This window comes from Neisseria sp. DTU_2021_1001991_1_SI_NGA_ILE_055 (genome assembly GCF_032342915.1).
In the GTDB taxonomy this organism is placed as follows: Bacteria; Pseudomonadota; Gammaproteobacteria; order Burkholderiales; family Neisseriaceae; genus Neisseria.
In genome coordinates this window covers 160,129-172,506 of sequence record NZ_CP135440.1, presented here as the reverse complement: position 1 = coordinate 172,506, position 12,378 = coordinate 160,129, and the positions used below count along the sequence as shown (strand labels likewise).

General features: G+C 50.0%; 13 protein-coding genes and 1 pseudogene. 7 read left to right on the top strand and 7 right to left on the bottom strand.

Features of this window, described 5'->3' with window-relative positions:
• Positions 1 to 75: 75 nt before the first annotated feature.
• Positions 76 to 753 (top strand): TIGR02117 family protein, encoded by a 678-nt coding sequence (locus tag RRV97_RS00765; protein ID WP_315611662.1) that lies wholly within the window; start codon positions 76 to 78, stop codon positions 751 to 753.
• A 277-nt stretch (positions 754 to 1,030) separates the two neighbouring features.
• Complete coding sequence (gene aroG / locus RRV97_RS00760) at positions 1,031 to 2,074, top strand: 3-deoxy-7-phosphoheptulonate synthase AroG (RefSeq protein WP_295863811.1); 1,044 nt, start codon at positions 1,031 to 1,033, stop codon at positions 2,072 to 2,074.
• A gap of 167 nt (positions 2,075 to 2,241) precedes the next feature.
• Here aroG and RRV97_RS00755 read toward each other — a convergent pair whose 3' ends face one another.
• Positions 2,242 to 4,419, bottom strand: coding sequence for a TonB-dependent siderophore receptor (locus tag RRV97_RS00755; protein WP_315611661.1), 2,178 nt, complete (start codon positions 4,417 to 4,419; stop codon positions 2,242 to 2,244).
• Positions 4,420 to 4,627: 208 nt separating this feature from the next.
• The gene (gene wrbA / locus RRV97_RS00750) at positions 4,628 to 5,233 is read right to left on the bottom strand and encodes an NAD(P)H:quinone oxidoreductase (protein WP_315611660.1); all 606 of its coding nucleotides are present in this window, start codon (positions 5,231 to 5,233) and stop codon (positions 4,628 to 4,630) included.
• Between the two features lie 99 nt (positions 5,234 to 5,332).
• Here wrbA and RRV97_RS00745 point away from each other — a divergent pair, with 99 nt between their 5' ends.
• The 4 genes from RRV97_RS00745 to xth all read left to right on the top strand — a co-directional run bounded on the left by RRV97_RS00745 (position 5,333) and on the right by xth (position 10,035).
• Complete coding sequence (locus tag RRV97_RS00745) at positions 5,333 to 6,535, top strand: YihY family inner membrane protein (RefSeq protein WP_315612219.1); 1,203 nt, start codon at positions 5,333 to 5,335, stop codon at positions 6,533 to 6,535.
• 99 nt (positions 6,536 to 6,634) lie between these two features.
• Positions 6,635 to 8,416: an extracellular solute-binding protein gene (locus RRV97_RS00740; protein WP_315611659.1), complete on the top strand. Its 1,782-nt coding sequence runs from the start codon at positions 6,635 to 6,637 to the stop codon at positions 8,414 to 8,416.
• Positions 8,417 to 8,818: 402 nt separating this feature from the next.
• The gene (locus tag RRV97_RS00735; protein WP_315611658.1) at positions 8,819 to 9,097 is read left to right on the top strand and encodes a metalloregulator ArsR/SmtB family transcription factor; all 279 of its coding nucleotides are present in this window, start codon (positions 8,819 to 8,821) and stop codon (positions 9,095 to 9,097) included.
• A gap of 167 nt (positions 9,098 to 9,264) precedes the next feature.
• A complete protein-coding gene (xth, locus tag RRV97_RS00730) occupies positions 9,265 to 10,035 on the top strand; it encodes an exodeoxyribonuclease III (RefSeq protein ID WP_296115507.1) in 771 nt (256 codons plus the stop codon).
• A gap of 249 nt (positions 10,036 to 10,284) precedes the next feature.
• Here xth and RRV97_RS00725 read toward each other — a convergent pair whose 3' ends face one another.
• Genes RRV97_RS00725 through RRV97_RS00715 form a run of 3 tightly spaced genes read right to left on the bottom strand, consistent with a single transcriptional unit; the run spans position 10,285 to position 10,905 of the window.
• A complete protein-coding gene (locus tag RRV97_RS00725) occupies positions 10,285 to 10,422 on the bottom strand; it encodes a hypothetical protein (RefSeq protein ID WP_315611657.1) in 138 nt (45 codons plus the stop codon).
• Between the two features lie 2 nt (positions 10,423 to 10,424).
• Positions 10,425 to 10,643, bottom strand: a complete 219-nt coding sequence (locus RRV97_RS00720) for a hypothetical protein (protein ID WP_315611656.1) — start codon at positions 10,641 to 10,643, stop codon at positions 10,425 to 10,427.
• Complete coding sequence (locus tag RRV97_RS00715) at positions 10,615 to 10,905, bottom strand: hypothetical protein (RefSeq protein ID WP_315611655.1); 291 nt, start codon at positions 10,903 to 10,905, stop codon at positions 10,615 to 10,617. The genes RRV97_RS00720 and RRV97_RS00715 overlap by 29 nt, the downstream gene beginning before the upstream one ends.
• 90 nt (positions 10,906 to 10,995) lie before the next feature.
• Between RRV97_RS00715 and RRV97_RS00710 the strand changes: the two genes are divergently transcribed.
• Positions 10,996 to 11,247, top strand: a complete 252-nt coding sequence (locus tag RRV97_RS00710) for a helix-turn-helix domain-containing protein (RefSeq protein ID WP_063068896.1) — start codon at positions 10,996 to 10,998, stop codon at positions 11,245 to 11,247.
• Between the two features lie 71 nt (positions 11,248 to 11,318).
• Here RRV97_RS00710 and RRV97_RS00705 read toward each other — a convergent pair.
• Positions 11,319 to 11,510: pseudogene (locus tag RRV97_RS00705) on the bottom strand (UvrB/UvrC motif-containing protein); the annotation flags it as partial.
• Positions 11,511 to 11,521: 11 nt separating this feature from the next.
• Positions 11,522 to 12,331 carry a glutamate racemase gene (gene murI / locus RRV97_RS00700; RefSeq protein ID WP_107769251.1) on the bottom strand — a complete coding sequence of 270 codons (810 nt, stop codon included), beginning with the start codon at positions 12,329 to 12,331 and terminating at the stop codon, positions 11,522 to 11,524.
• Positions 12,332 to 12,378 lie beyond the last annotated feature (47 nt).

Here is a 12,378-nt window from a genome sequence, read left to right as displayed (position 1 = left end):
CTCATTTCTAATGAAAAAAGTACAAATTTAATGGAAAATACACACCTTCAAACTTAATCGCCTTTAAAAAAACGAATGCGCTCCTTTCTCCACATCCTCAAGAAAATCGGCAAAATGGCGCTGATCATCCCAATTTTTGCCCTATTGTATTTTTTGTCTGCTTGGATAATGGCTTCATTGCCGATCAATGAAGAGCAGCCCAAAGGAGACATTACGTTATTTCTAGTCAGTAACGGCGTGCATACTGATGTAGTCATGCCGCTGAAGAATGATATTTTTGATTGGTCAGATGTCGTCAATCCAAAAGACACGCTCACTGCTGATCCTCAAATAACGCATATCGGTTTAGGCTGGGGGGAGCGCAATTTTTATTTATACACGCCTGAGTGGAAAGATTTGACTTTCTCCAATGCTTTAGGTGCATTAAGCGGGCTGAACCGTACGCTGATTCATGTTACTTATTATCCTTTTGAACCGCGAGAAAATAGCCACGTCGTCAAATTTTTGGTCACGCCTGAGCAATACAGGAATTTAACCAAATCGCTCTTGGCCGGTTTTCAACAAGAAAATGGGCAACCTATCTTGCTAAAAGGAATCCATCATCAATCTAACGATGCTTTTTACGAAGCCAAAGGACGCTATCATTTATTCAATACTTGTAACACCTGGTTGAATGACAAATTGGTTGAAAGCGGCCTGAAAGGCGTTTATTGGACGCCTTTCTCTTCGCCCTTGCTGGAACAATACCGATAGCCTCCACGCTTCTCAATTTTTGGTCTATTAAGACTTCAGGCCGTCTGAACCTTTTCAGACGGCCTGTATTTTAATAAAAACCCAAAGCCCTTTATTATATAAATGAAATTTTTAAATAGCATTAAATATTAATATTTATAAACAAACTGATTTTAAATTCTATAAAATAATTAAAATAAAGAAATTTTAGAATAAAATTGCTAAAACAAAAAACTAAGCCTTGTTTAATTCTGCTAAAACCTGTAATCTGTATCAAAAATAAACAAGAGAGTCCATCATGTCCCAACACCACCCTACTGACGATATTAAAATTAAAGAAGTCAAAGAGTTACTCCCTCCAATCGCGCATTTGTATGAGCTGCCTGTTACGCCTCAGGTTGCCAATTTGGTTTATAAAACACGTCATGAAATCTCGGATTTGGTTCACGGCCGCGACAACCGTTTGCTGGTCATCATCGGCCCATGCTCGATTCACGATACTAAGGCGGCGGTTGAATATGCGCAAAAATTGCTGCCCTTGCGCAAAAAATATGAGAAAGAGCTGCTGATTGTGATGCGCGTGTATTTTGAAAAACCGCGTACAACTGTTGGCTGGAAAGGTCTGATTAACGATCCTCACCTGGACGGTACGTTTGACATCAACTACGGCCTGCGCCAAGCGCGTCAGTTGTTGCTGACTTTGAACGAAATGGGCATGCCTGCTTCGACTGAATTCTTGGACATGATTACGCCGCAATACTACGCCGACCTGATTTCTTGGGGCGCGATTGGTGCGCGCACGACTGAAAGCCAAGTGCACCGCGAATTGGCCAGCGGCCTCTCCTGCCCTGTCGGTTTTAAAAACGGTACGGACGGCAATCTGAAAATCGCCATCGACGCCATCGGTGCCGCCAATCATCCGCACCACTTCCTGTCTGTAACCAAAGCCGGTCATTCCGCGATTGTCCACACCAGCGGCAACCCTGACTGCCATGCGATTTTGCGTGGCGGTAAAGAGCCTAATTACAGCGCGGAACACGTTAAAGACGCGGTAGCGCAGCTTCAAAAAGCCGGCGTGAGCAGCAAACTGATGGTGGACTGCAGCCATGCCAACAGCCGTAAAGACTTCCGCAAACAAATGGATGTGGCTCGCGATGTTGCGGAGCAGCTGAAAGCCGGTGAAGAAAACATCATGGGCGTGATGGTGGAAAGCCACTTGGTTGAAGGCCGCCAAGACAAGCCTGAAGTTTACGGTCAAAGTATTACGGATGCCTGCATCGGTTGGGATACGACTGAAGAATTGCTGGCCCTGCTTGCCGAAGCGAAAGGTTACCAAGCGTAAGTGCGAAAACATTAAAAAGACCGGATATGTTCCGGTCTTTTTTGTGCAAGATACCGAGCAATTTTTAGTCAGGTTCAACATAAAAACAATATGTCAGAAAAAATTCAGGCCGTCTGAAAACCCGATCACTCAGGTTTTCAGACGGCCTGTCCTACTTTTCTTTTCAATTAGAACGTATGTTTAACCGTTGCAGTCACACTACGCGGCGTGCCGTAAACGTGAATATCCGGCATGGTGCGGTAGCGTTTGTTGAACACGTTTTCAAAGTCCAAACTGATGCGGGTGGATTTGCCGATTTTGTAATGACCGGTCAAATCCAGCGTTGCGTACGGACGTTGGGTCAACGCGGCCGCGGCGGCTGGATTGATGTCTGCAGGGTATTCGTCCAGCGTGTGGCTGCGGCTTTGCCAGTTGACGTTGGCACCCAGGTTCAAACGGTCGGTCACGTCATACGCGGTAAAGAGTTTGAACAAATGAACCGGATAAGACGGATGCAGTTGCTTGCCTTCGCTGTCTTTGATTTTGGAACGAGCATAGGAAGCATTCAGCAGCCATCTGTCGCTCAAGCGTCCGCCGACGGCAAGTTCCCAGCCCTTGGTCGTCGTTTTATCAGCAGAGCGGTAGTATTCTTCGCCGTTTGGCAATCTACCCGCATAAACGCCCAAATGGTCACGTTTGTTCATAAAGACGGATGCAGAAGCATTCAGACGACCGTCAAACCATGAGCCTTTCAAACCGGTCTCGTAGGTTTTGCCGCGTTGCGGTTCGAGCGCCGCGCCGTCTTTGGTCAGGTAACGCACTTGCGGACGGAAGATGGTGGTGTAAGACGCATAGGCGGTCAAATTGTCGCCGATGTCGTAGGTTACGCCCAAATAAGGAATGAAAACGTTTTGTTTGTGGCTGCTGTGTGCGAATTTGTTGCGTTCAGTGCTGTAACGGTAACGCCAATCTACAAAACGGCTGCCGCCGATAAAGGCAAGCTTGTCGGTCAGTTTGAAACGGGTCGAGCCGTAAACCGACAGGTTTTTCATGCGTGAAAAACCATCGCGCAGATACGGCATATCGGGTTTGGCGATATTGCCGTTAAAGAGGCGCAAATCAGGAATCGTCGATTCGCCTTCTTCATAGAAAGACAGGTTTTCTTTGTTGTCCTGATAGCTGATGCCGACATTGAACTCGTGCGAGCGGCCCAACGCTGGATAATCGCCGTCCAAGGCCAGCGCAAAATTCTGATCGCGGTATTTGCTGCGGTCGCGGTCGGATGTAAAGAGCGCGGAGTAGTCGGGTTTAATTACAAAAGTACCGGCAATGCCTGAAACGATGTCGTTTTTACCCGAAACATGGCTGTAATCACCAGTCAGTTTCCAGCCGTTGTCAAACTCATGGCTAAGGGAAGTAAATACTTCGGCACTGGTGTCTTTGCCGTATGCCCAGCGTGCGGAAGAATTGCTGCGTGGCGAAGATTCAAACGGTTTGAATCCGTCTTTGCGATTACCTGCTGCTGTCAGATAGCTGAAACGCGAGCTGCCGGTATTGCGGAAACGGTGTATTTCCGTACCGAGGCGCCATTGGGTTTGCGGCGTGAGATCGTAAGACAAAATGCCATAGAAAGTGTGATTATGGCGCGATGTGTTCGGCAGGTAATCGCCGCCGTGGTCGCTGACCAAAATAGCGCGGCCGCGCAAGGTATTGTCGGCATTCAAAGGATGATTGGCATCAAGGACGAAACGGTAGTGGTTCCACGAACCGACACCGGCTTCCACGCTGATGGCTGGCTTGGCAGTCGGTTTTTTGCGTTCCAACGCAACCGTACCGCCCGGCTCGCCCATACCGCCGTTGGACAAACCGCTTGCGCCGCGCACGACGACGACTTGTTCGTACAATGTGCTGTCCAGATTATTGGTGCCGCGGCGGATGGCTTTACCGTCGTAAAGGAATTTAGGCGCGCCGTCTACGGAAATGCTGTCAATCGCCTGACTGCGCGAAATAAATTGGCTGTGGCCGGATACGTTGTTGCCCATTTTGCTGTGGAACACGCCCGGCGTTTGTTTCAACACGTCCTGCAAAGTATCCAAACCCTGGTCGTCCATTTGTTTTTCAGTGACGACAGACAAGGACTGCGGCGTTTCACGCTGGGTCAGGCGGATGCCTGTCGCGGCGGAGGAAGCGGGAATGGTGTAGTTGGAAGTAGTCTGTTTTCCGACACCTTGGACGGTAACTGTCGGTAAATCGACACGTTCTTGCGGCTGGGTATTTTCTACTTCGGTCGCGAAAGAATACGCCGAACACAGCGCCAGACTGACGGCAAAGCTTAATTTGCCATAGGGAAATACAGGTAGTGACATAGCCTCTCCAATTAGCTTATCTTTCAATTTGGTCGCAGATTCTATCAAAAAGATGTAGCCCGATGAAACTATGTTTTAATCATTATTTTCTAAGTATTTCGTTTAATTCAAAATATTTATTTTCAATCTAGTCCCAATTAACTAAAGGCCGTCTGAAACCAATATCATCAGGTTTTCAGACGGCCTTAATCTTTTTATTATAAGGCAATCAGTCTGCCAATTTTCTTGCCAATTCTGCCAAACGTTTACCTTGTGCAAAGGCAATATCGTTTTCTTCGGCAGTCAATGCCGGCTTGCTGTCATGGCCGGAAACATGGCTTGCGCCGTAAGGCGTGCCGCCGCTTTGGGTATTGCTGAGCGTGGACTCGGTATAGGGAATGCCGCTGATGACCATGCCGTGGTGTAACAGGGGCAGCATCATGGTCAGCAAGGTGCTTTCTTGGCCACCGTGCAGAGAAGATGTGCTGGTGAATACGGTGGCAGGCTTGCCGACGAGTTCTGCACCGAGCCAAAGGGGAATGGTGCCGTCGATAAAGTATTTCATTGCGGCGGCCATATTGCCGAAACGTGTCGGGCTGCCGAGCGCGAGGCCGGCGCAATTTTTGAGGTCATCGGCAGTCGCGTAGGGCGCGCCTTCGTCGGGAACGGATTTTTCAACGGCTTCGCAAACGGTGGAAACTTTGGGCACGGTACGCAACACGGCTTCGCAACCGTCCACGCTTTCGATACCGCGTGCGATTTGGCGGGCAAGGTTGCGCGTGCTGCCGTTTTGGGAATAAAAGAGGACGAGGATTTTCAGGGGATTTGGGTTCATTTGGGGTTTCCGTTACAATGCTGTCAGGTTTCAGACGGCCTTTTAAATACTCAGGCCGTCTGAAAAGAAGAAATTTCAATTTAAATGTGGGAAAAGGTTATGCCGTTTTCGCAATGGTGGCAAGGTTTTTTAAAGAGTAAGGGCGTGGCGTTCGCTTGGTTTGTCGTGCGCCGTTTTGATGAGGAGCGTGTACCGCAGGTAGCGGCAAGCATGACGTTTACAACGCTTTTGGCTTTGGTGCCCGTGTTGACGGTGATGGTCGTCATCGCGTCGGCCTTCCCCGTTTTTGACCAATGGTCGGGGGAATTTGTCTCTTTTATCAACCGCACCATTGTGCCGCAGGGCGCGGATATGGTGTTCGACTACATCAATGCGTTCCGCGATAAGGCCACCAAGCTGACGGCCATCGGCAGTGTGATGTTGGTCGTAACCTCGCTGATGCTGATTCGGACGATAGACAATGCGTTCAACCGGATTTGGCGCGTTAATTCGCAACGGCCCTGGATGATGCAGTTTTTGGTGTATTGGGCGTTGCTGACGTTTGGGCCTTTGTCTTTGGGCGTGGGCTTGTCGGTCGTGATCGGTCAGGTGCAAGTAGTGGGCGGTTCGGAATGGCTGAGGGTTATCACTGCGGTTTCATTTATTACAATGCTGCTGTGGGGCTTGTACCGCTTTGTGCCCAACCGTTTCGTACCGGCCAGCCATGCTTTGGTCGGCGCGGCCGTAACGGCGTTTTGCTTGGAAACGGCACGCTTTTTGTTCGCTTGGTACATGGGCAACTTTGACGGCTACAAATCGATTTACGGCGCATTTGCTGCAGTACCGTTTTTCCTGTTGTGGCTCAACCTGTTGTGGACGCTGGTATTGGGCGGCGCGGTTTTAACCTCGTCCCTGTCCTACTGGCGCGGCGAAGCGTTCCGCCGCAGTTTGGATGCGCGCGGCCGCTTTGACGATGTATTGAAAATCCTGCTGTTGCTCGATTCTGCCCAACAAAACGGCAAGGCATTGCCGGTGCAGGAGTTCAGACGGCATATCAATATGGGCTTTGACGAATTGGGCGAGCTTTTAGAAAAGCTGGCGCGACACGGTTATGTCTATTCCGGCCGTCAGGGCTGGGTCTTGAAAATGGGAGCGGAGTCCATCGACTTGGCGGAGCTGTTCAAACTCTTTGTCTACCGTCCGCAAACGCTTAATAAAGACAAGGTAAATCAAACGGTTGACCACATTATGCAGCCCTGCTTGGAAACCTTGAACATGACGCTGGCCGAGTTCAGTGCCCATACGAAAAAACAATCCTCTTAAACCTGATGCCGTCTGAAAGCAAAAATATCAAGTTTCAGACGGCCTTTGCTATAATCAGCACACTACTGAATACTACATTCAACCTACAAGGAAAAATAGATGAAAACACCAGCCCTACTCTCGCTGCTCGGTCTGATTCCATCTGCCGCTTTTGCCGCCCACGGCGTAAGCCTTGGCCAACCGCCGAAATATCCGGCCAACTTCACCGCCTTCGAATACGTCAATCCCAACGCTCCCAAAGGCGGCTCGTTTACCACGCCTTTCCTCGGTGCTTTTGACACGCTCAACCCCTTTACCCTCAAAGGCAACCACGAATACGGCATCAGCATGCTGACGCTCGACACCCTGACCGAGCAAAGCATGGACGAACCTTACGCTGTTTACGGCCTGATTGCCGAAGACATCGCCCTGGCGCCGGACGGCCTTTCCGTTACCTTCAAAATCAACCCCAAAGCCAAATTCCACAACGGCGACCCCGTTTTGGCCAAAGACGTTGCCGCTTCATTTAACATCCTGACCAAAGACAAAGCCGCCGCCCCCATGTACCACTTCTACTGGAGCGACGTGGCCAAAGTAGAAACGCCCAACGACCGCACCGTCGTGTTCCGCTTCAAGCAGCGTAACTCAGAATTGCACATGATTCTCGGCAGCCTGCCCGTCTTCTCGCATAAAAGCTATCCAAAAGGCCTGGCCGCCGCGCCCAACAGCCTGCCCATCGGCTCCGGCCCCTACCGTTTTGCCAAAGCCGAAAACGGCCGCATCAGCGAGTTTGTCCGCGACAAAAACTACTGGGCGCAAAACCTGCCCGTACGCAAAGGCCGCTACAACTACGACCACATCCGCATCAAATACGTCAAAGACGAAGTTGTCCGCATCGAAGGGTTAAAAGGCGGCCAATATGACTTCGTACAAGAAAACGTCGCCCGCAACTGGGCGCGCGCCTACTCCGACGAAGTCCTCAAAAAACGCAACCTGTCCAAACACGAATGGCTGCAAAACAGCACAGCCGGCATGCAAGGCTTCGTCATCAATATGCGCCACAAGCCCTTGGACAATATTTACGTCCGCCGCGCCTTGATTGAAAGTTTCGACTACGAAAGCGTCAACAGCCGCATCTTCTACGGCGCATACCGCCGCACCGACAGCTTCTTCACCAACAGCACCATGGCCGCAACCGGCAAACCCGACCGTGCAGAAACCGCATTGCTCAAATCATTGGGCACCAAGCTACCCGAGGGCGTATTGGATCAAGACGTCCCTATGCCGCCGGTTACCGACCCCAAACTGGGCGTGCGCCCGAACCTGCTCAAAGCACGCGCCCTGCTTGAAAAAGGCGGCTACCAATACAAAAACGGCAAAGCAGTGGACAAACAAGGCAAACCGCTGACCTTTGAATTCCTTGCACCAAGCAAAAACTACGAACGCATTACCGCCAAATGGCAGCGCGACCTCGCCAAAATCGGCATTACCATGAACGTGCGCACCGCCGATTCCGCCGTGTACCAAAAACGCATGAACGACTTCGATTTTGACGTAACTACCGGCTACTACGGCAACAGCGAAAGCCCCGGTAACGAGCAATACGACTACTTCAGCTGCGCCGCCGCCAAAACCGAAGGCAGCCGCAACCTGTCCGGCGTCTGTCATCCCGCGGTCGAAAAACTGCTGACCCATTTCAACAGCTTTACCAACCGCCAAGAGCTGCAAACCACCTCGCGCGCGCTCGACCGACTGATCCGCCACCAATACACCATCGTTCCAAACTGGTTCGCCGACCGCTACCGCGTCGTGTACCGTAACGATGTGGGCATTCCGTCCAAGCTACCGAAATACTACGATCCCATCACCTTCGCCATGACCGCAGGCTGGAAGAAAAAGTAGTCGCATTTCGACAACACGCCCAAGCGGCCGAAGCCCTTGACGCATAGCCTTTAGCATAAAAACCCATTATTCGTTTAAAACCAATTAATCCATCCAAACCAAATAACCGCAAAAGAAAAAACAACTTAAAGCCAAATCAAAGGCCGTCTGAAACATCCGCCAGCAAAATCATCTGCAACGGAACATTTCAGACGGCCTTTTCGTCTCTTTTCAATTCAGTTTCGCAACCGAAACAAAATATCAAAAATTAACAAAAAAATTGCAACACAATACCCTCAAAATTTACAAAACCGTGTACACTTCCAACTTAAGATTTTGAATTATAAGAATAATCGTAATAAGAACTACAATCATCCCAATTTAACCAACATCAAGCGTTCATATAATAAAAGGAACAAAAACATGGAAATCAAACGTCTCTCTACCATTCTCAAACTGATTGCCAACCCCGAACGCATGGCCATCCTTTTTCTGCTGCTGGACGGCGACCGCAGCATTACCGAACTGGCACAGGCGCTCGACTCCTCTCCGACCGGCATCGCCAACCACCTCGCACGCCTGCGCACCGAAGGCATCATCGATTTCACGCGTTACCACCGCATTATCGAATACCGCCTCATCTCCGAAGAAGCCGCCACCATCCTCAATACCTTGCGCACACTCAAAGACCCAGCCGAATAAACAAATTATTCCACATCACAACAACAAGGCCGTCTGAAACATCAGCTTTCAGACGGCCTGCCCCTTTCAGCCCATATCGAAAAATAAACCAATCCGCTATACAATACCGCCCATGCCCACAGGCGCTATCCGCCGTCTTCCCACCCAACAGCACACACGGAAACATCATGAAAATCGCCACTTGGAACGTCAATTCCCTCAACGTCCGCCTGCCCCAAGTACAAAACTGGCTGGCTGACCACCAAGCCGACATACTCGCCTTACAAGAACTCAAACTCGACCAAGACAAATTCCCGGCCGCCGCCCTGCAAATGATGGGCTGGCACTGCGTCTGGAGCGGCCAAAAAACCTACAACGGCGTCGCCATCATCAGCCGCCACGAACCGCAAGACGTACACTGCGGCCTGCCCGCCCTCCCCGACGACCCGCAACGCCGCGTCATCGCCGCCACCATCAACGGTGTGCGCGTCATCAACGTCTATTGCGTCAACGGCGAAGCCCTGGACAGCCCCAAATTCCAATATAAAGAACAATGGTTTGCCGCACTGACCGAGTTCGTCCGCGCCGAAATGGCCGCCCACCCCAAACTCGTCCTGCTCGGCGACTTCAACATCGCCCCGGCCGATGCCGACTGCTACGACCCCGAAAAATGGCACGAAAAAATCCATTGTTCCTCCATCGAAAGACAATGGTTTAAAAACCTGCTCGACCTCGGCTTGACCGACAGCCTGCGCAAAATCCATCCCGAAGGCGCGTTCTACACATGGTTCGACTACCGCGGCGCTATGTTCCAACGCAAACTCGGCCTGCGCATCGACCACATCCTCACCAGCCCCGAACTCGCCGCCACCCTTACCGACGTCACCGTCGACCTAGAAACCCGCGCCCAAGAACGCCCCAGCGACCATGCACCGGTAATTGCCGAGTTTGACTGCTAACACCTTGAATTAAGAAAAATAAGGCCGTCTGAAAACTGGATTTCAGACGGTCTTATTGCAAAAGGTTTTCAGACGATGTTTGAGGTTGTCTGAACGTTTGAAACAATGGTGTGAACGGCAAAGAACGCGTGCGTGCGTACCACACACACCCTACACGTCGGTTTTAAAGTTTGTGCCGCCCGCAGGTAGTGTGTGTGGCGCAGCCACGCACGCGGTTAGTGGGGATGTGGGCTACGGCTTGCTTGTTAATCAGCACATACATCTGCACGGCGGCATACCGCAAGTATCACAATATTCGCTATCGTAATGCACATCACCGCAGTATTCGCAAGAGCCTTGATAACCACGCCAGTTTAAGAGTTTCGGATTGAATACACGATATTTCATGATTATTTCCGCCGTTTCTTATCACCTGATTGTTGGGCAGGTGTTCTATCACTGCCTATATTGTAGCGGTGGTCATGGCTACCATCAGCTTTGTTTTTACCATAACTAATTACGCCATTAACAACCCCCTTAGTGGCGGAACCAAGTAGTTTCTTTAAAAAACTCATTTGTAATTTTCCCTTTATTGTTTCTTCAATCATCAAATAGCGAATATAATCCATAAGTTATTGCTCCAACTGCCAATGGAGCAGCGGCAACAATACCGATACCAACTGCCATACTTCCGCCACCGATAGTTGCCAATGTACCTGTTATGGCTGATGCACTCATTGTTGAAGCGGCAGCCCCTATGCCCGCAGCGGTACCCACACCTGAGACACTACCCGCAACTTTTGCATTTTCTTCAGACATAATAACCTTCCAAAACTTGTTATTTTTAACTAAACCGTCATGGCAATAATTCAACCATGATGTAGTTATCATATACAATTTTTTTAAAAATATCAACCATAGTCGACTAATTTCTTCCTATCGTAAATTGTTTAAAATTCAGTATCTTTCCATACTGAATAAATGGACATAAACAATGAAATACATCCGTACCGTCTGATTTTTGCCCAAAATATGCGGAAGATACGTCGCTTGAAAGAAATTTCCCAAGAGGCTCTCGCTTTTGAAGCGCAAGTTAGCCGTGCATACATCTGCGAGGTTGAACGTGGAAACAGAGCTGTTTCTATTGATGTTATGGGGCGGATTGCAGACGCTTTGGAATTACCCTTAGAGCATCTCTTATCCAAGAATGCGATAAGCCATGTCGAAGAATAAAATATTTTAAACACAGTGCTTTTAATCATAAAAAACGACCAGTCGCACAAATGGCTGGTCGTTTTATTGTTTCATTCACTCCCAAACAACAACCCTTCCTTAATCCCTCGAATCCTATCTCTCAACACAGCAGCCTCTTCAAACTGCAAATCCCTAGCCGCCTGCTGCATAGCCTTTTCCAGTTTGGCGATTTCTTTAATCGCGTCTTCTTCGTTGTGAATCTCACCGACTTTAACCTTGTTTTTACCTTTCAGACGGCCTTTAATATTTCCAATCAACCCAGTGTAACCATCTCAATCTGCTCCATACTTCTGCCTAAGAAGCGTTCGCCGATGGTGCGGAAACGCAGTGGGATATCGCTGACGTAGAAGCGGTAATCCGGATTATCGTTTTCTGTATTCAGCAAACCTTCTTGTGCTAAGGCTTTGGCGGTGGCTTCGGCGGTGGTGATGGCGGAATCGACCAAGGTGACGTTTTGTGCTTCGCGGCCGATAAGCGGTTTGAGCAGTGGGAAGTGGGTACAACCCAACACCAGCGTGTCGATGTCGTCAGCCAAAAGCGGCTTCAGGTATTCGCGCACGGTCAGGCGGGTGACTTCGTGATCGAGCCAGCCCTCTTCTACCAATGGCACAAGCAGGGGTGCGGCTTGCGTGCGTACCAGCGTGTCGTTGTTTTTTGAATGGATGGCGCGCGCGTAGGCGTTGCTGTTGACGGTGGTATTGGTTGCGATAATGCCGATTCGGTTGTTTTTGGTGGTTTGCAAAGCGGCTTCCGCACCGGCGGAGATGACGTCCAATACAGGCATATTGCCTGCTTTTTGGCGGATTTTTTGTCCGGCAACGGCGGCGATGGTGTTGCACGCGATGACGAGTGCTTTAACATCGTTTTCCAGCAGGAAATCGACAATCTGCATGGCGAAGGTTTCGATGGTGGCGCGGGATTTGGTGCCGTAGGGAACGCGTGCGGTATCGCCGAAATAGATGATGTTTTCCATCGGCAGGCGTTCCATCAGGGCGCGGACGTTGGTCAAGCCGCCGACGCCGGAATCGAATACGCCGATGGGGCGTTGTTTGCTGGTACTCATGGTTAATTTCTTCAATATAAAGTTGAGGCCGTCTGAAACCGTTTTTC